Origin of the sequence: Erythrobacter sp. LQ02-29, from assembly GCF_022576075.2 — a bacterium.
Taxonomy (GTDB): domain Bacteria; phylum Pseudomonadota; class Alphaproteobacteria; order Sphingomonadales; family Sphingomonadaceae; genus Alteriqipengyuania.
Map to the genome: position 1 here is coordinate 134,816 of NZ_JANCNT010000001.1, position 18,730 is coordinate 153,545.

Genomic DNA, 18,730 nt, shown 5'->3' on the forward strand with positions numbered 1-18,730 from the left:
GATTACACACCCATCCGCATGATGTCCTGATAGGCCGACAACAGCTTGTTGCGGACCTGCAGGGTTGCCTCGAAGGCTATTCCGGCTTCCTGCCGCGCCAGCATAACCTGCGCGACGTCGGTAACTTCTCCGCGTTCATACGCGGCGGTGATGTCGGATGCGCGTGTCTGCGTCGCGCTGACGGATTCCACCGCGCCTTTCAGCACGTCGGCGAACCCGCCCCCGACCGGGGCCGTACCGGTAGGGGCAGCCTGCGCCACCTCCTTACCGGTCGCTTCGTTGAGCGTCTTGAGCGCGTCGGAGCGCTCCATGATCTGGCGGCGCAGGTCCATCACCTGCTGCACGCCCGAGGTGGGTCCGATGCCGCTCATCGGCCAGCTCCGGCGACCGCGAGACCGGCCTCGCGCATGTCGGCCAAGCGATAGCGCAGCGTACGCTCACTGATGCCGAGCCGGCGGGCGGTGGCCGCCCGGTTACCGTTGGTTTCTTCCAGGGCGTCGGCGATCGCTTGCGCTTCCATCTTGCGCACGATGTTCGACAGCCGCCCGCCCTTTGCGGGCAGAACGTCCGTCGCTTCGGCTGAAACGGGCGCGGCGGCCTGGCTCGAGAGTCCTTCGAAAACCGACTGATCGCCAGGCGTCACTATGCGGGCGACCCGGTCGAATACGATGTGGCTCGCGCCGATCTCGCGTTCCCCGTCCGCCATCACCAACGCGCGCCGGATGACGTTTTCCAGTTCGCGCACATTGCCCGGCCACTGGTGCTGCCGCAGTTTGGCCAGCGCCGCCGCCGATACGAAACCGGGCTCGCCTGGGCGCGTCGCGTGGCGCAGCATCATCGCGAAAGCCAGCGGGGCGATGTCGCCCGGCCGCTCGCGCAGCGCCTGCAACTGGATGGGAAAAACATTGAGGCGGTAATAGAGGTCGGGGCGGAAGCGTCCCTCGGCCACTTCCTGCGGCAGATCCCGGTTGGCGCAGGCGATCACGCGCACGTCCACCGCGACGGGCTTGGTCGCGCCGATGGGAACCACCTCCCCTTCCTGCAACGCGCGCAGCAGCTTCGCCTGCAGAGCCAGAGGCATCTCCGCGATTTCGTCGAGGAGCAGCGTGCCACCGTCCGCGGCCCGGAAGAAGCCTTCCGCTGCCTCGGTCGCGCCGGTGAACGCACCCTTCTTGTGACCGAACAGCATCGCCTCCAGCATAGCCTCGGGCATGGCCGCGCAATTGATGGCGATGAAGGGGCCGTCGCGGCGCTCGCTGGTGCGGTGAATGAAGCGCGCCATCACTTCCTTGCCGGTTCCCGACGGACCTTCGATCAGCACGGGTACGTCGCTGAGCGCTACGCGCTCCGCCAGCATGAGGTTGGCCGCGCTCGCTGGATCGGCGCACATCGGGGTCACACCGGTATCGGCTGCCGCCAACAGCGCAGCGATCGGCGTCTCTCCCGTCGGATCGGCGTAGGTGAGGCGGAAGCCACGAGCACCGAGCGGCGCGAGATTCTGTTCCTCGCCACGCTCCAGTACGATCAGCAGATCGTCGCCCCGCCGAGCCGGGGCCGGAGAAGCGACATCGCACACGACGATCGTTCCCTTGCCGGGCAGGCGGGACAAGGCGCGCGAGACCCTCTCGCAAAGTGGCGCGTGAATTTTTTCCACGTCCGCATGAAAGTGGATTTGCGGCATTTACCGAGACCCCTGTTAATCATCTTTCCCGAGGGGGCCATTTGCAGCCTTACGTCCAACCATCCGGTAATTTTAGGGGCGGTAGTACTACCATGTCCGGGAACGGATCGGATTTTGCTGCGGGTCTTAATTTTCGATCCTGTCGGTCGCTCTTCCCCCTGTCAGCCGCGACACGGGGTCGGGTTGATGAAGCCACGACAGGAGTTTTCAAATGGCTGTTATCAATACCAATATTAGCGCGCTGAAGGCATCGAACGCTTCGGTCCGCGCCGACAAGATGATGGGCGTCGCGATGGAGCGTCTTTCCACCGGCAAGCGCATCAACAGCGCGAAGGACGACGCCGCCGGCCTCGCCATCGCAACCAGCATGACGTCGCAGATCCGCGGCATGGGCCAGGCGATTCGCAACGCGAACGACGGTATGTCGATGGCGCAGACCGCAGAAGGCGCGCTGGAAGAAGTAACCAATATGCTTCAGCGCGTGCGTGAGCTGGCCGTTCAGTCGAAGAACGAAACCTACGACGCTACCGACCGCGGTAACATGCAGAAGGAAGTCACCGAGCTTACCTCGCAGATCAACTCGGTTCTCACCAACACGAAGTTCAACGGCAACGCGCTGTTCAACAACACGGGCACTGCTTCCACCGCCGCCGAGAACTTCGATATTCAGGTCGGCCCGAATTCGGGGGACACCGTGACCATCGAGAAGGTCCAGATCGACGCGACGAACCTCAGCGCCACCGGTCTCGACGTGACCGACACGACCAAGGCGGCGACGACCATGACCAATGTCGACAACGGCCTCAAGGCGGTGAACACCGCTCGCGCCACGCTCGGTGCGTCGCAGAACCGGCTCGACTCGGTGGTGAACGACCTGACCACCAACTCGACCAACCTCGCCGACGCGCGTTCGCGGATCGTCGATGCCGATTACTCGGCCGAAACGACTGCCCTCGCGAAGTCGCAGATCCTTAGCCAGGCTTCGACCGCGATGCTCGCGCAGGCCAATCAGAGCCAGCAGAACGTCCTGTCGCTCCTGCGCTAAGACCGCGGTCCTTCAACGACCCGATCCCGGGGACCCGGCAGGAAACTGTCGGGTCCTTTGGCGTGTGTGGCTATTGCGACGAGTCGGCGCGCACCGGCACGGTAGCGGTCGACGGAATTTCCGCGCCTCCACTCTCGAACCCGCCGCCTAGTGCCACGAACAGGTTCGCCTGGTTCTGGAGATAGGCGCGCCGGGTCATCAGCAATTGCTGGCGCGCGCTGAACAGGTTGCGTTCCGCATCGAGCACCTGAAGGTAATCGGTCACGCCCTCGCGATAGCGCAGCCGCGCGATCCGCGCGGTGTCTTCCTGCGCACGCACAGCCTGTTCCTGCACCGCGACCTGTCGCGCGATATATTCGCGCCCGGCGAGCCCGTCCGATACTTCGCGGAACGCGGTCTGGATCGCCCTTTCATAGGTCGCGACCTGTTCGGTTTCCTGCGCGCGGGCGAGGTCGAGCTGCCCCTCACGCCTGCCCCAGTCGAAGATCGGCAGATCGATCGACGGCCCGATCGAATAGAAGAACTTACCGGTGTCGAAGAGGCCGTCGAGACTGTTAGAGGTAAGCCCCGCCCGCCCCGTGAGCGAGATAGAGGGGAAGAACGCCGCCCGCGCAGCACCGATATTGGCGCGCGCCGCAGTCAGGTTCTCTTCCGCCTGCACGATATCCGGGCGCCGCAGCAAAAGATCGGACGATAGACCCGCATCGAGGCGAAGCTGGTTCTCCTGTTGCTCCAGCGTCAGGGACGGCGGCAGCTCGGCGGGCGCTTTGCCTCCAACCAGCACGAGCAACTGGTTGCGAAGTTGCGCTGCGGAGAGCTGCTCGGTCGCCAATTGCTGTTCCGCCTGGGTCAGCAGCGTTTCCGCCTGATAATAGGGAAGCGCGGAATCGACCCCCGCGTCCAGCCGCCTCTTCGCCAGACGAAGCCCTTCGCGCCGCGATTCGGCGGTGGCCTGCGCCAGCTCGATCTGTTCCTGCGTTTCGACCAACTCGTAATAGGTCGTGGCGACATCGGCGATCAGCGAGAGATAGAAAGAGCGCTGGGCCGCGACCGATGCGAGATACTGCGCCCGCGCCGCCGCCGACAGGTTGGCAACGCGCCCCCAGAAGTCGAGTTCGAACGCGCTCACACCCACGCCGACCTGGAACTGATTGGTCGTGATCGCGCCTTCGCCGGTCGTCGCTCCCCCCGTGCCGCCAGTTCCGGGCACTCCGGTGCCAGGCGTTCCGGCGAATCCGGCAGAGCCCGTCGGGAAACGGCTGCGCGTGACGTTGCCTGTGGCAGCGATGGTGGGCAGGCGCTGGCTCGTCTGAATCTGGTACTGCGCGCGTGCCTGCGCGATGCGGGCCGTCGCCGCGACGAGATCGCGGTTGTTCGAGAGCGCGGTGCCGATCAGCGTGTTGAGCCGCGGATCGACGAAGAACTGCCGATAGGACAGGGTGGCGGCGACCACCTCTCCGTTCGGTCGATAGGTAAGCTCATACGCCCCCGGCACGGACAGTGGCGGGCGCTCGTCGGCGGGCGCCAAGTTGACGCAGCCGGTCAGCACAAGCGCCAGAGCACTGGCCGAAACGCCGAGTCTCGTTCCCCTCACGACGACGTCCCTTCGTCTTGCGCTTCTTCAGGGCGCGCGCTGTCCATCGTTCCCGCCGCGCTGGGCTGGCCTCGGCTAAGATGCCTGCGCACCAGCAGGTAAAGCAGCGGAATAACGAAGATGCCGATCGCGGTGGCGGTTATCATCCCACCCATAACGCCAGTGCCGACCGCGATCCGGCTGGCCGCGCCCGCCCCGCTTGCCAGGACCAGCGGCACCATCCCGAGAATGAATGCCAGCGACGTCATGATGATCGGGCGCAAGCGAAGGCGTGCCCCTTCCTTCACCGCTTCTATCGGGCTCTTGCCTTGCTCTTCTTCCTCGATCGCGAACTCGACGATCAGGATGGCGTTCTTCGCTGCCAGACCGATGATCGTGATGAGTCCCACATTGAAATACACGTCTGCCGACAATCCGCGCAGCATCGAGAGGATGACCGCTCCGAGTACGCCGAGCGGCACGATCAGCAGCACCGCGATGGGCACCGCCCAGCTCTCGTATAGCGCCGCGAGCACAAGGAAGACGACCACGAAGCTCAGCCCCAGCAGCAAGCCGATCTGTCCGCTCGACTGCTTCTCCTGATAGGAGATACCGGTCCATTCGAAGCCAACACCATCGGGCAGTTGCTGCGCAAGCTGCTCCAGCTCCGCCAGCGCAGCCCCCGAACTCTTGCCGGGGGCTGCGGAGCCCGACAGGGTCATGGCTGGATAGCCGTTATAGCGCGCGAGGCTCGGTGGGGCGGCGGTCCAGTCCACCGTCGCGAAGGCGCTGAAGGGGACCAGATTGCCCTCTGCGTTCGGCACCCGCAGGGCCAGCACATCCTCCGGCGTCATGCGATAAGGTGCATCCGCTTGCGCCAGCACCTGGAGCACGCGGCCTTCGCGGTTGAAGTCGTTCACATAGGCCGACCCGAAAACGGTAGACAGAGCCGTGTTCACATCAGTGATCGACAATCCGAGTGAGGTTGCCAGAACCCGGTCAATGTTCACATCGAGCTGCGGGACGGGTGGCTGGTCCTCGGGCCGCAGCTCTCCGATGATGTCGCTTTGCGATGCAAGGCCGAGCAGCTGGTCGCGCGCCTGAGTCAGCACTTCGCGCCCGACACCGGCCCGATCTTCCAGCTTCATGGAGAAGCCACTGGCATTGCCGAGCTCGCGGATCGCGGGCGGCTGGATCACGAACGCCTGTGCGCTGTCGAACTGGCCAAACTGACCCATCGCCTGGCCCATCAGCGCGGACGCGGATTCGCCGTCGCCGGTCCGCTCGCTCCAGTCGATCAGCGGCGTGAAGATGATCGCCGCGTTCTGGCCGCTGCCGTAGAAACTGAAGCCGCGGACTGCGACTACGTTTTCGACCACGTCCTTGCCCATCCAGTATTTCACGATCGGGTCGATCGCCTGATTGGTACGCTCCTGCGTAGCGCCCGGCGGTCCCTGGATCGCGGTAATCAGATAGCCTTGGTCCTCCGTCGGCAGGAAGGCGCTTGGCAAACGGGTGAAGAGCAGCACGGCGAGACCGATCAGCAGCGCGAACACCGCGAGGCCGCGCATGGTGTGGGCGAGGATCTTCTCGTTAACATTGACGTAGCGCTCGGTCATCCGATCGAACCAGGCGTTGAATTTCTCCAGTCCGCGCCGGAGCAGGCTAACACCTTTCGCGAACAATCCCTTGATGCCACCCTTCTCCCGGTTCGCCTCGAGCCGATCCATCTCGGCCTGCTCCTCTTCCTCCGTCTTGAGGAAGGTCGCGCACAGTGCGGGGGTCAGGGAAAGGGCGAGGAAAGCCGAGAAGAAGATGGAAATCGACAGTGTGGCCGAAAACTGACGGTAGATCGCGCCAACGGAACCGGGGAAGAACGCCATCGGAATGAACACGGCGATCAGGACCAGCGTGATACCTACGATGGCACCGGTGATCTGGTCCATCGCGATACGGGTCGCTTCCTTGGCCTCGAGACCATCCTCGCGCATGATCCGCTCGACATTCTCGATCACCACGATCGCATCGTCCACCAGGATACCGATCGCCAACACCATCCCGAATAGCGTGAGGACGTTGATCGAGAACCCGAAGAGCCACAGGCCGAGGCACGCGCCCGCCAGCGCGATCGGCACCACCAGCGCGGGGATCAGCGTGGCGCGCCATTTCTGCAGGAACAGGAACATGACGAGAAAGACGAGGATCATCGCTTCGACCAGCGTCTTGACGACTTCCTCGACCGAAATGCGCACGAACGGTGTGGTATTATACGGAATGCTCCACGCGACATCGGCCGGCAGCTGTGAACCCAGCTCCTCCATGCGCTCGTGCACACCGGTATCGGTCGACAACGCGTTTGCACCGGTCGCCAGCTGGATCGCCATGCCGGCCATCGGTTTGCCGTTGAGAGTGGTGGAAGTCGCGTAACTCTGGGCGCCCAGTTCCACGCGCGCGACATCCCCCAGCCGCACGGTGGCACCGCCGGTATCGCCGCGCAGCACGATCTCGCGAAATTCCTCCGGCGTCGTCAGACGGCCGCCGGGCACGATCGTGGCGGTAATTTCCTGCCCGTCGGTATTCGGCAAAGCACCTATGGAGCCGCCCGCGGTCTGGCTGTTCTGCGCGCGAACGGCGGCGATGACCTCGCTCGGCGAGATGGAGAAACTGGCAAGTCGCTCGGGATCGAGCCAGATGCGCATCGCGTATTCCGAACCGAACAGACGCACGTCGCCCACGCCCGGCACACGGCGCAGTTCGTCGATGACTTGCGTCGATGCGATATTGCCGAGGTCGGTGGTGGACAATTCGCCGCTGCGCGAGGTCAGCGCGACGATCTCGAGGAAGCCGGTATTGGCCTGCCGCACGACGATGCCCTGGCGGCGGACGTCCTCGGGAAGGCGCGCCTGTACCGTGCTCAGCCGGTTCTGAACCTCGGTCTGCGCGATATCGATATCGGTGCCGGACTCAAATGTGACCGTGATCTGCGCGGTGCCGTTCGATTGGCTCGACGAGTCCATGTAGAGGTAGCCCTCCACCCCGTTGAGCTGTTGCTCGATCACCTGGGTGACGTTTTGCTCCAGCGTCTCGGCGTCGGCACCCGGGTAGGTCACGCTGATCGACAGCGAGGGCGGCGCAACCGTCGGATATTGTTCGACCGGCAATGCGCGCAGCGCAATGATCCCGGCGAGCAGGATCGCGATCGAAATCACCCAGGCAAAGATCGGCCGGTCGATGAAGAAGCGTGAAAGCACCTCAGCGCGCCTGCTGGGTCTGGTCCGTCGCCCCCGACTTGGCCTGCGCCGTGCCTTGCTGCGGCGCACCACCCTTCTTCGCCGCACCCTTCCCGTCTGCACGCTGCACCGCCACACCAGGGCGCATCTTCTGCAGATTGCTCGTCACCACGACATCGCCAGGCTTCAGCCCGCTGGTGACGATCCACTCACCATCGACCATCTGTCCAAGTTTGATCGGACGCGGCTGGACCTTCCCGTCCTGCCCGACGACGAATACCGTTCCGCCCTGCTCGGTCATGTTGACCGCCCGCTGCGGCACGGTGATCCCGCCCTTGCGCTTGCCCGCGAAAATGGTCGCGCGAACGAACTCGCCGGGCAGCAACTGGCTGTCGGGGTTGGAGAATTCGGCGCGCACGGCGACAGTGCCGGTCTGCTGGTCGACCGAATAATCAAGGAAATCGATATAGCCGGGTATGGGATACTTGCCACCGCTGGGGAAGCTTAGGCGCACCTCGACCAGATCGTTGTCGCCCAGGTCGATATTGCCCGCCGTGATTTCGTCGCGGATTTCCTGCAGCTGCGTCACGCTCTGCGCGAAGCGGACGTAGATCGGGTTGATCTGCTGGACACGCGTCATCAGCGTGCCCTCGGTCCGTGAAACCAGCGCACCCTCGGTGACGTCGGCAGCGCTCGCGCGACCCGCAATCGGGGAGCGAACGGTGGTATAATTAAGCTGCAACTGCGCAGCCTGCACGGCAGCGCGCAATTGCGCGACATTGGCCCGCGCCTCGCGCTCCGCAGCGACCGCGGCGTCGAATTCCTGGCCGCTGATGGCGTTTTCCTTCACCAGCGGGCGATAGCGGCTGACCACCGCCGAAGCGTTGGCGAGGGTCGCCTGCGCGCGTTGCAGGCTCGCTTGCGCTTGCTGGACTTCGGCCCGCATCTCGCTCGGATCGATCTTGAACAAAGGCTGGCCCTTCGAAACGAAGGTGCCTTCCTCGTACAGGCGTTGCTGCACGATACCGTCGACACGGGCGCGAACTTCCGCCTCGCGCACCGGCTCGACCCGCCCGGGCAATTCGATGACGTTGGGCACTTCATGCGTACTGATCGTGACCGTCTGCACGGGCACGGCGGGAGGAGCCTGCTGCTCTTCCCCCTTGGAACAGGCTGCAAGCGAAAGCAGCGCCGCGAGGCTGATAAGTCGTGCCACCATGCGTGGCCCCCTATCGTGCTTCTTCGCACCTGCGAAGCCCCAAAGGGCCGCCTGATACAAAGTTTCTGTTTGCAACCTGATACCGACGCCCTCAGCCCGAGAGCGCAACCACCTGTTGTATCGCGAGTACGGCGAACAGCAGCGTCGCCGCGACCAGCACGGCATTGGCCAGCGGTCCGTTGCGGGCCTGCCGGGGTACATGCGAGGAATTGTTGAGGATCAACAGCGTCACTGCAAGGAAGGGCATGAACAACGCTCCGAACGCACCATATGCTATCACCAGCAGGAACGGCCGGTCGGCGAACAGCAGCAGCATCGGCGGGAAGGTAAGCCAGGCGAGGTAGCAGCGATAGGCCGCGCTTCCCTCGTGCCCGCCCTCCTCTCGCCCGCGCAGCTGATACCACCAATCGGAGAAGAACAGGCTCATCCCCTGCCACACGCCGAGTAGGGAGGAGAGCGAGGTCGCGGCGAAGCCAACTAGAAACAGCACGGCAATGGCCCGCCCGAAGCGCGCTTCGAGCACGTCCGACAGGCCGAGCAGCCCCTTATCGCTGTCGGCCAGCGCAATCCCCGCGGCGTTCAGCAATTGCGCCCCGACGATCAGCATTGCGATCACGAAGATGCCGGTCACACAATAGGCTACGGCGTTGTCGAGCCGCATCACCGGCACCCAGCCTGGCCCGCGCCAGCCCTTCGCCTGCGTCCAGTAGCCATAGGCGGCGGTGGTCACGGTTCCTCCGACCCCGCCGATGAGGCCGAGCGTGTAGAACAGCGAACCTTCCGGAAGCTGGAACGCGAGCCCTCCCGCGAGGGCCGGCAGGCTCGGCGTGACCAGTATGGCAAGGCCGACCATGATGACGAACATCAGACCGACCAGCAGCTTCATCACCAGCTCGAAAGTCTCGTAGCGGTTGAACCATACGAATGCGAAGCCGCCGAGCCCGCACGCGACCGCCCATGCTTTCAGTGGAACCGCAGGGAACAGCGCGGCGAGCGGCAGCGCGCTCGCGCTCATTGCTGTGGCCCCGTAGATGAAGCCCCAGACGATAACGTAGATACCGAAATACCAGCCGGTCCAGCGCCCCAGCGAACGCCATCCGGCAAGGATCGTGGAACCGGTGGCGAGGTGATAGCGCGCGGAGCCTTCCGACAGCGCTATCTTCACCACGCAACCGATCACCGCAGCCCACAGCAAGGCGTAGCCGTAGCGCGAACCGGCGATCAGTGTCGCGACGAGATCGCCCGCACCCACGCCGGTCGCGGCGACGACAATGCCGGGGCCGATATGACGCCAAGCCCGCCTCGTCCCGATCTCCGGTCGATCGTCCGACATGCGGCAGCTCCTGCTCGTGTCGACGGATGGTGAGCCCTGCTGGGTTCGAACCAGCGACCTACTGATTAAAAGTCAGTTGCTCTACCGACTGAGCTAAGGGCCCATCACCGAAGCGGTGCCCTAGGCAGGGGGCGCGGGTCGGTCAAGCGGGTCGCGGTTTGGAGAGGCGAAAGCGCAGCTGGCGCAGCGTCAGTGAAGTCAACGGATCGCGCCAGTGCGCCGCGATCGACGCAGCGGGGCCGACGACGAAGGCGCGTTCGCGAAAGGCGGGGTGCGGAATCGCAAGATCGGGCGCGGCACACATCCCGCCCGACCACAGCACGATATCGAGATCGAGCACCCGCGCACCCCAGCGGCGCGCACAGCGGCGGCCGAACGCGCGCTCCATGCGCTTGAGTTCGGCTAGAATCGCATCCGGTGCAAGCGCGCTTTCGACGATTACCGCCGCATTGGCGAAAGTGCGCGCCGAAGGCCCCAGTGGCGCGCTGTCGATCACCGGCGAGCGCGCGGTCACGGTACCGAGCGCGGCCAGTTCTTCCATCGCCGCCAGCACTATCTCGCGCGGCCGACCGTAACGTCTGTGCCGCCGGTTCGAACCAAGCGCGATCAGGTAGAGCTGCGCGTTCAGACGTCCTCGCAGATGCGCGAATAGAGCTGCGGACGGCGATCGCGGAAGAAGCCCATACCCGCGCGGTGCTTCGCGGCGGTGTCGAGATCCAGCGTTTCGACCAGCACGCCCGCCTCGTCGCGCCCGAACTCGGCCAGCATGTCGCCCCATTCGTTGGTGATGAAGCTGTGGCCGTAGAAGGTCTGGCCATCCTCCGTCCCGATGCGGTTGGCGGCGATCACGGGCATGCAGTTCGACACCGCGTGGCCCGTCATCGCGCGTCGCCACATGCGGCTGGTGTCGAATTCGGCATCGTAGGGCTCGGAACCGATCGCGGTCGGATAGAACAGCAGCTCGGCCCCCATCAGCGCCATGACCCGAGCGCTTTCGGGATACCACTGGTCCCAGCATACCCCCACGCCGATCCGGGTACCGGCGATGTCCCATACTTTGAACCCGTCGTTCCCGGGGCGGAAGTAGTATTTCTCTTCGTAGCCCGGCCCATCGGGGATGTGGCTCTTGCGATAGGTGCCCAGGATTTCGCCAGCCGCGTCGATCATGGCCAGCGTGTTATAATAATGGTGCCCGTCGCGTTCGAAGAAGCTGGTCGGGATTGCGACCTGCAGCTTCGCCGCAAGCTTCTGCATCGCCAGCACGCTGGGGTGTTCGGCGGTAGGCCGCGCACGGGCAAACAGCGCCTCGTCCTCGCTCTTGCAGAAATAGGGTCCGGCAAAGAGTTCCGGCGGCAGCACGATCCGCGCGCCCTGCCCCGCCGCCTCCTCGACCAGCGCGGAAACGGCATCCACGTTTTCGCGCTCGTCCTCGCTAGCAAGAGCCAGCTGGAGCGCTGCGACGGTAACGGAACGGGTCAAGAAGGGGGCCTCAGCGCTTGCGGAACAACAGGGTCATGCGGTCGCTCTCGCCGATCGCGTCGAGTTCTGCGCGGTTGGTCGAGCGGGACGGCGGCAATTCCCAGACGCCTTTCGGGTGATCGGCGCTGTCCTTGGCATTGGCGTTGACCTCGCTGGTGCCGACCAGCTCGAAACCCGCCGCCTCGACCAGGCCGATCACGTCGCTCTGGCGCATGTAACCGCGGCTGCCGTCAGTGTAGTCGCCCGCCGCCCACGGCTTCGCGCGATGCTGGACGATGCCCAACATGCCGTCATCCTTCAGCAATTCGCGTAGGCGCATCAGCTCCGCACGCAGCGCGCCGGAGCGGTAGAGGTTGTGCATCTCGCGGAAGATCAGCGCACGGTCGACGGTGCCCTTCAGCGCCTCGGGAACGTCCTGAGATGCGTAGGCGGCGACCGGGGCACCGGCCAGGTTCCAGCCGGGGCTGTCCTTGGCGAAGGCCGCAGGCAGCTTCGCGAAATAGCCCGCCATTCCCTCAACGTCGGCGCTGGCCGGGTCGGGCATGATCCCGACATAGCGCCCCGCGCTGCCGAGATAGGGCACCAGCACGCGCGTGTACCAGCCGCTCGCCGGCATGTAGTCGACCACAGTCATGCCGGGCTCCACTTCGAAGAACTCCAGCGTTTCGGCCGGATGGCGCCATTCGTCGCGGGCCCGATCGTCGGCGCGGTTGTCCTGGGCCAGCGCGCCTTGCATCGCCGCATCGGGCGCGGCCTGCGCGAAAGCGGGGGCGGTTGCGCCCAGGGCCAGGGCGGCGAAGGCGATCGTGATCGGGCGCATGTCTCTCTCCTGCTGCTTCTGCCCCATCTAGCCCACCGCTGCGCGATGACAAAGGGCGACGCGGTTCCTACATGCGGGATCAAAGGAGACAAGAGATATGGCAAACAGCGAAACCGTGATCGTCGCCGGCGGTTGCTTCTGGTGCACCGAAGCGGTGTTCAAGGACGTGATCGGCGTGACCGAAGTCGAAAGCGGCTATATCGGCGGCGACGTCGAGAACCCGACTTACAAGCAGGTGTGCTCGGGCAATACCGGACATGCGGAAGCGGTGCGGCTGACCTTCGACCGGGACCGGGTCTCGCTGGCCGAGATTTACGACATGTTCATGGGTACCCACGATCCCAGCCAGCTCAACCGGCAGGGCAACGATGTCGGCACCCAATATCGCAGCGCGATCTTCCCACTATCGGACGAGCAGCGCGAGGAGGCCGAGGCCGCGATCGCGCGCTGGAACGAGAGCAATCCAGGCGAGGCGGTGACTACGATCGAGGACGGGACGTGGTATCCGGCCGAGGACTACCACCAGGATTACTGGGAAGGCGAAGGCCAGCGGAACCCCTATTGCATGGCGGTGATCCCGCCCAAGCTGATGAAGCTGCGCAAGAGCTTCCAGGGCAAGGTCCGCGAGGACGCGTGAGGATGGCGAGCGGCTACGGCCTCAAAGGCCGTAGCTGCTCTCGTCCACGCCCGTGCAGCGCCCATAGGTGGCGGTGGCATTACCACCACCAGCGCGCGTATAGCGCGTCGGGCCGAGCACGGTGATCGCCAGCTCTTCCGTGACCCGCTCCTTCGATTGGCTGTCGGTGCAGGTCTGCGAGCCGGTATAGGTCCGACCCTCGTGGCGATCCCAGGTGAACACGCACGTGCCGAAGTTTCGGGTGCCGAAGCCCTTGCCATCGAAAGTATTGACCGTCGCCAGCGGCGGCTCGGTGGTGCATTGTCCATCGCCCGCCACAACATCGTAGACGCCATTCTCGAGCCCCAGATCACCCGCATCTCCCCCGTTCGACACCGGGGTCGCGGGGCTTTCGGCCTTCGCAACCTCGCCCGTCGGACGCGGCTGATCAAGTTGCGGTTCGTCGTTCGCGGAGCAGGCGACAAGCGAAACCGCGCCGCCGATGATGATGAAAGCGGCGAGCAGTTGCATTGTCGTATCCCTTCGCGATTCTACACTCACGCAAAGCATCGCGAAGGATTGCGGTTCCGCTTCAGTCGCCGCTGGGATCGACGAAATTGCCCGCGCCGATATTGGCATTGACCACGCCGCCGTCGATCGGGATTGTGGTTCCGACGACATAGTCGCCCGCCCGGCTGAGCAGATAGATCGCGCCAGCCGCCATATCTTCGGCAACACCGACACGGCGGCTTGGAATACCCTTCTCCACCTTGTCGGCATTGTCGCGCGCGGCGCGGTTCATCGCACTGGGGAAGGCCCCCGGACCGATTCCGTTGACCACGATATTATCGGCGATCAGGCGAGCGGCCATCCGGCGGGTCAGGTGGATGAGACCCGCCTTGGACGCCTGATAGGGATAGGTTTCCCACGGGTTCGACTTCATCCCGTCTATGCTGGCGATCATCAGCACCTTGGCGGGACGGTCCTTCGTCGCCGCTGCCTTCAGCAGCTTGTGCAGCTTTTGAGTCAGGAAGAACGGGGTCTTCAGGTTGAGATCAACCGTCTTGTCCCAGCCCCCTTCGCCGAACTCCTCGAACGGTTCGCCCCATGCGGCCCCCGCATTGTTGACGATGATGTCCAGCCTGTCCTCGCGCGAAGAAAGTTCGTCCGCGAGCTGCTGAATCCCGTCCATCTGCGACAAGTCGCCGACCAGACCGATGACCTTGTCCCCGAACTCGGCGCTCGTCTCCTCCACCTGCTCCTGCTTGCGCGCGACGATATAGACGCGCGCACAGCCTGCGGCGAGCAGGCCCTCGACGATCATCTTGCCGATGCCGCGACTGCCGCCGGTGACGAGCGCGACGCGGCCTTCGAGCGTGAATAGGTCGTTGAGGTTCATAAATATCTCTTTCTTCCCCTCCCGCCTGCGGAAGGAGCAGCGAGACTTGGGCTTGCCTCGCAAGTCCTAGTCGTAGCGGGGTGGGCCTTCCCTCCGGTCGGCCCATGCCCACCCCCGCCCCCTCCCGCAAGCGGGAGGGGAGACTTCATCAATATCCGCTAAGGTCGGCCACCCGGCCCGCGTGGTAATATGCATCGCCGAGAAATTCGCTGAGCGCGCGGTCGCGCTTCATGAACAGGCCGATATCGTATTCGTCGGTCATGCCGATGCCGCCGTGCATCTGCACGCCCTCCTGCACCGCCAGCGCGGCGGTGCGCGCGACCTTGGCCTTCGCGACCGAGGCCATCAGACTGCCACGCTCGCTGCCGCCATCCAGCAATTGCTGCGCCTTGATCACCGCGGCGCGGGCGATCTCGACCTCGGCATAGAGATGCGCGGCGCGGTGCTGCAACGCTTGGAACTCGCCGATCAGCTTGCCGAACTGCTTGCGCTGCTTGAGGTAGTCGACGGTGCGATCCATCGCGCCCCGCGCGACGCCCACCCCCTCCGCCGCCGCGCCGACGCGCCCGGCGTCGAGCATGCGGTTGAGCAATTCGCGCCCCCCATCGACCTCGCCGATCACGGCATCGCCATCGAGTTCGACCCCGTCGAATTTCACATGGCTCGCCATCGAGCTATCGACCAGCCGCACCGGATCCTGGCTCATATTCGCCGCATCCTTCGGCACCGCGAATAGCGTGACGCCATCTTCGTCGCCGTCGCTGCCAGAGGTCCGCGCGGCAACCACCAACATGTCCGCGCTCGCGCCCTGGATCACGAAATCCTTGCGGCCCGACAGCTTGAAACCGTTGCCGGAGCGCTCCGCCGTGCAAGCGATTCGCTCGGGGCGATGCTTCGCCCCTTCGTCGATCGCGACGGCATAGACCGCCTTACCCTCGATCAGGCCGGGCAGATAGCGCTCCTTCAGCGCGGCGTCGGCACCCTTCAGCGCGGTCACCGCGATCACCGAACTGGTGAGGAAGGGCGACGGGGTCAGATTGCGGCCGATCTCTTCCAGCACGATTCCGGCCTCGACATGGCCCATGCCCAGGCCGCCGTCGTCCTCGTCCACCAGCATGCCGGTGAAACCCATCTCGGCGAACTGTTCCCACAAGCCATGACCGAAGCCGTCCTTGCACTCGCGGTCGCGCCAATGGCGCAGCTGTTTCTCGATCGCGCCTTCTTCGGCCATGAACTGGCTGGCGCTGTCGGCGAGCATCGCCTGATCGTCGTCGTGATAGAGTGGCATCGGGTTTCCTCTTCCCTGATTTCGTCATTCCGGACCTGATCCGGGATCCCGCAGCTTTCACCCGCGCGGGAAGCGGGCCCCCGGCTCGGGCCGGGGTGGCGATTATTCGTAACTCCTCAACCGCCCGGCAGTTCGAGGATGCGCTTCGCGATCACGTTCAGCATCACCTCGCTGGTGCCGCCTTCGATGCTGTTGGCCTTGGTCCGCAGCCACCCGCGGGCGGGCGTGCCCCCGTCGGTTTCCTCGCTGTCCCATTCCAGGCTACGCGAGCCGCCGACCGCCATCATCAGCTCGTGGCGACGCTTGTTCAGCTCGGTCCCGGAATACTTCATCATGTTGGGCTGCGCCGGATGCGCCTTGCCCACCTTCGCCTCGTCGAGGAACTTCTCCGCCATGCAGCCATACGCGAGCGCATCGACGTCGAACATCGCCAGCTCGGCGCGCAGCACCGGGTCCAGCTCGCCCGCCATGCGTTTCATCGCCGCGCCGATCGCGCTTGTGCGGTCGCTCCCGCCCGCGCCCGAAATCATCTCGCGTTCGTGGCCGAGCAGATATTTCGCGACGTCCCAGCCGCGGTTCACCTCGCCCACATAGGCCGGCACGTCCTCGCCATAGCTCTTGGGCACCTTCACATCGTCCATGAAGGTTTCGCAGAAGGGCGAGTTGCCGCTGATCAGCTTGATCGGCTTCGTGCTGCATCCCTCGCTCGCCATGTCGAACAGCATGAAGGTGATGCCCTGGTACTTGTTCGTCTTGTCGGTACGCACGAGGCAGAAGATCCAGTCGGCCTGGTCGGCGTAGCTGGTCCACACCTTCTGCCCATTGACGACCCAATGATCGCCCTTGTCCTCGCCGTAAGTCTGCAGGCTGACGAGGTCCGACCCGCTGCCCGGCTCCGAATAGCCCTGGCACCAGCGGATTTCGCCGCGCGCGATCTCGTTCAGGAAGCGCTGCTTCTGACCTTCGGTACCGAATTGGAGCAGCGCAGGGCCGAGCATCCAGATGCCGAAGCTGGACAGCGGCGGCCGGGCATTGATCCGCGCCATTTCCTCGCGCAGCACCTTTGCCTCCGGCGGGGTGAGCCCCGCGCCGCCATATTCCTTCGGCCAGCTCGGCACGGTGTAGCCCTTGTCCCGGCACGCCTCGAACCACGCCTTCTGCGCCTCGTCCTTGAACTCGGCATCGCGGCCGTCCCAATAGATGTCGCGCTCGTCGCGCACCGGCTCGCGCATCTCGGGCGGGCAATTGGCTTCGAGCCACTGCCGGGTTTCGGCGCGGAATTGTTCGAGGTCGGACATGGTCGCTTTTCGCTCCTCTCAAAGGTGGCGCCTGTGCGCCTTTCGTTGAGTCGAAATATGAGGAAATCCGCGGCGCGATCAAGCGGCTTCGCCCCTTTCCGCCATGCCGTAGCGTCACCTCGTCGCGCGTTGACGGGGGCGGCGGTGCGCCTAATGTGGCGGCAATGTCGATGGAGAGGACGACCCCGCGATTCTGCGCCTTTCGCGCCTGCTTGCGAGCAGCGCGGGACCGAGGCATTGCGCGCGCGTGATCACCCCCGTTACCACCGGCAGGCTGCCCATGCGGGTCAAGCTCGCGCACGGATTCGGCGCAGTCGCCTTCGGGGTGAAGGACAACGGCTTCAGCTTCTTCCTCCTGATCTTCTACAACCAGGCGCTGGGCATGGATGCTGGCACCGTGGGGCAGGTATTGCTCGCTGCATTGCTGGTGGACGCACTGGTCGATCCGCTGATCGGAAACCTTTCCGACCGGACCTATACGCGGTGGGGGCGCCGCCTGCCCTGGCTGTACATCGCGCCGATCCCGCTGGCGATCGCTTGGGTGTTCCTGTGGACCCCGCCCGGCGGATCGGCGCCGAGCGCGCTCGAACTGTTCGGCATCGCGGTGTGCGTTCGCCTGCTGCTGTCCGCCTGCGAAGTACCGTCCATCAGCCTCGTCCCCGAACTGACCGCCGATTACGACGAGCGTACCACGCTGTTCCGCTATCGCTTCCTCCTGGGCTGGATGGGCGGACTGATCATGATGGTGATGGCATACGGCGTCTTCATGCCGGGGCCGGAGGGACTGTTGCAGGCCGAGGGATATTTGCCCTTCGGCATTTTCGGCGCGGTCCTGATGGTGGTTTCCGTCATTGGTTCCGCTCTCGGCCAGCACTGCCTGCTGGCGCACCTGCCGCCGGAGCGCCCTGCCCCGTTCAGGTTCGGCCGGGCCTTCACCGAAATCCGCGAAGCATTCTCGGAGCGGGCGTTCCTGATCTTCGCCGCGGGCGCTCTCGCCGCCTACGTGTTCCAGGGCATGACCTTCTCCATCTCGCAATATCTGAACCTGTTCGTGTGGCAGTTCGACCGCGCGGCGCTCAACGCCTTCCCCGCCGCGCTGCTGCTGGGCGCGATCATCATGTTCGTCATCGCCAACCCGGTGCAGAAGCGGTTCGGCAAACCCCGCGGGGCGATGATCTGCGCCCTTTCCGGCTACGTCATCGCGATCGGGCCCTATTACCTGTTCCAGTTCGGCGTCTGGCCGGACCCGGGCGCGCCGGCCACGGTGCTGGGCTTGTTCTCGGTCTCCACCGCCCTGTATTTCTGTTTTCTCGTTATCGGCAACGCGCTGGCGATCACGACAGTGATCTGCGCCAGCAGCATGATCGCCGACGTGGTGGAGGCGCATCAGGAGCGTACCGGACGCAGGTCGGAGGGGGCGTTCTTCTCCGGCAACTGGCTGATCCAGAAATGCGCGACCGGCGTCGGCATCTTCGTGACCGGACAGGTCATCGCCGCTTCGCAGCTGGTCCGCAACGCCCAGCCGGGCACTGTGCCCGCCTCCACCCTCGATACGCTGATCTGGCTCTATGTCGGCATCGGCGGCGTGCTGGTCGCGCTGACCGCCTTCTGGCTGGGCCGCTTCCCAATCGGACGGGCGGAGCACGAGGCACGGGTCGCCGCCCTCGCCGCAGCCGCGCGCGCCGATCGCGAACATCTGACCATCACGCCCTGAAAACACATCGCTTTCAAAAGACCGAAAAGAAAGAG

16 protein-coding genes and 1 tRNA gene are annotated in these 18,730 nt (G+C 64.8%); 3 read left to right on the plus strand and 14 right to left on the minus strand.

Translation table 11 applies throughout. The features are described from left to right. Positions 1 to 2: 2 nt before the first annotated feature. Positions 3 to 371, minus strand: a complete 369-nt coding sequence (gene fliE / locus MKP08_RS00635) for a flagellar hook-basal body complex protein FliE (protein WP_241554458.1) — start codon at positions 369 to 371, stop codon at positions 3 to 5. Continuing rightward, positions 368 to 1,609, minus strand: coding sequence for a sigma-54-dependent Fis family transcriptional regulator (locus tag MKP08_RS00640; protein WP_241554459.1), 1,242 nt, complete (start codon positions 1,607 to 1,609; stop codon positions 368 to 370). Before MKP08_RS00640 ends, fliE begins: the two co-directional genes overlap by 4 nt. A gap of 283 nt (positions 1,610 to 1,892) precedes the next feature. Between MKP08_RS00640 and MKP08_RS00645 the strand changes: the two genes are divergently transcribed. Continuing rightward, positions 1,893 to 2,726 carry a flagellin gene (locus tag MKP08_RS00645; RefSeq protein ID WP_241554460.1) on the plus strand — a complete coding sequence of 278 codons (834 nt, stop codon included), beginning with the start codon at positions 1,893 to 1,895 and terminating at the stop codon, positions 2,724 to 2,726. 70 nt (positions 2,727 to 2,796) lie between these two features. On the opposite strand, the gene MKP08_RS00650 is transcribed toward MKP08_RS00645, so the two are convergent. The 8 genes from MKP08_RS00650 to MKP08_RS00685 form a co-directional block, all read right to left on the minus strand. Then, positions 2,797 to 4,320: an efflux transporter outer membrane subunit gene (locus MKP08_RS00650; RefSeq protein WP_241554461.1), complete on the minus strand. Its 1,524-nt coding sequence runs from the start codon at positions 4,318 to 4,320 to the stop codon at positions 2,797 to 2,799. Next, positions 4,317 to 7,550 carry an efflux RND transporter permease subunit gene (locus tag MKP08_RS00655; protein WP_241554462.1) on the minus strand — a complete coding sequence of 1,078 codons (3,234 nt, stop codon included), beginning with the start codon at positions 7,548 to 7,550 and terminating at the stop codon, positions 4,317 to 4,319. Before MKP08_RS00655 ends, MKP08_RS00650 begins: the two co-directional genes overlap by 4 nt. A 1-nt stretch (position 7,551) precedes the next feature. After that, positions 7,552 to 8,748, minus strand: coding sequence for an efflux RND transporter periplasmic adaptor subunit (locus tag MKP08_RS00660; protein WP_215227459.1), 1,197 nt, complete (start codon positions 8,746 to 8,748; stop codon positions 7,552 to 7,554). Between the two features lie 91 nt (positions 8,749 to 8,839). Then, entirely contained in the window at positions 8,840 to 10,081 is a 1,242-nt protein-coding gene (locus tag MKP08_RS00665) for an Nramp family divalent metal transporter (RefSeq protein WP_241554463.1), read from the minus strand. A 27-nt stretch (positions 10,082 to 10,108) separates the two neighbouring features. Further along, positions 10,109 to 10,184, minus strand: a tRNA-Lys gene (locus MKP08_RS00670). Positions 10,185 to 10,223: 39 nt separating this feature from the next. Continuing rightward, on the minus strand, positions 10,224 to 10,709 hold the full coding sequence (folK, locus tag MKP08_RS00675; RefSeq protein ID WP_241555494.1) for a 2-amino-4-hydroxy-6-hydroxymethyldihydropteridine diphosphokinase: 486 nt from the start codon (positions 10,707 to 10,709) through the stop codon (positions 10,224 to 10,226). Then, positions 10,706 to 11,560, minus strand: a complete 855-nt coding sequence (gene aguB / locus MKP08_RS00680) for an N-carbamoylputrescine amidase (RefSeq protein WP_241554464.1) — start codon at positions 11,558 to 11,560, stop codon at positions 10,706 to 10,708. The genes folK and aguB overlap by 4 nt, the downstream gene beginning before the upstream one ends. Before the next feature lie 10 nt (positions 11,561 to 11,570). After that, positions 11,571 to 12,380 (minus strand): class I SAM-dependent methyltransferase, encoded by an 810-nt coding sequence (locus tag MKP08_RS00685; RefSeq protein ID WP_241554465.1) that lies wholly within the window; start codon positions 12,378 to 12,380, stop codon positions 11,571 to 11,573. 97 nt (positions 12,381 to 12,477) lie between these two features. Here MKP08_RS00685 and msrA point away from each other — a divergent pair, with 97 nt between their 5' ends. After that, complete coding sequence (gene msrA, locus MKP08_RS00690; RefSeq protein ID WP_241554466.1) at positions 12,478 to 13,017, plus strand: peptide-methionine (S)-S-oxide reductase MsrA; 540 nt, start codon at positions 12,478 to 12,480, stop codon at positions 13,015 to 13,017. Between the two features lie 21 nt (positions 13,018 to 13,038). On the opposite strand, the gene MKP08_RS00695 is transcribed toward msrA, so the two are convergent. The 4 genes from MKP08_RS00695 to MKP08_RS00710 form a co-directional block, all read right to left on the minus strand. Beyond that, the gene (locus tag MKP08_RS00695; RefSeq protein ID WP_241554467.1) at positions 13,039 to 13,527 is read right to left on the minus strand and encodes a hypothetical protein; all 489 of its coding nucleotides are present in this window, start codon (positions 13,525 to 13,527) and stop codon (positions 13,039 to 13,041) included. A 61-nt stretch (positions 13,528 to 13,588) separates the two neighbouring features. Next, positions 13,589 to 14,395 carry an SDR family oxidoreductase gene (locus MKP08_RS00700; RefSeq protein ID WP_241554468.1) on the minus strand — a complete coding sequence of 269 codons (807 nt, stop codon included), beginning with the start codon at positions 14,393 to 14,395 and terminating at the stop codon, positions 13,589 to 13,591. Positions 14,396 to 14,543: 148 nt separating this feature from the next. Then, positions 14,544 to 15,683: an acyl-CoA dehydrogenase family protein gene (locus MKP08_RS00705; RefSeq protein WP_241554469.1), complete on the minus strand. Its 1,140-nt coding sequence runs from the start codon at positions 15,681 to 15,683 to the stop codon at positions 14,544 to 14,546. Between the two features lie 116 nt (positions 15,684 to 15,799). Further along, entirely contained in the window at positions 15,800 to 16,981 is a 1,182-nt protein-coding gene (locus MKP08_RS00710) for an acyl-CoA dehydrogenase family protein (protein WP_241554470.1), read from the minus strand. Positions 16,982 to 17,228: 247 nt separating this feature from the next. Between MKP08_RS00710 and MKP08_RS00715 the strand changes: the two genes are divergently transcribed. Continuing rightward, a complete protein-coding gene (locus MKP08_RS00715; RefSeq protein WP_241554471.1) occupies positions 17,229 to 18,695 on the plus strand; it encodes an MFS transporter in 1,467 nt (488 codons plus the stop codon). Positions 18,696 to 18,730: the final 35 nt, after the last annotated feature.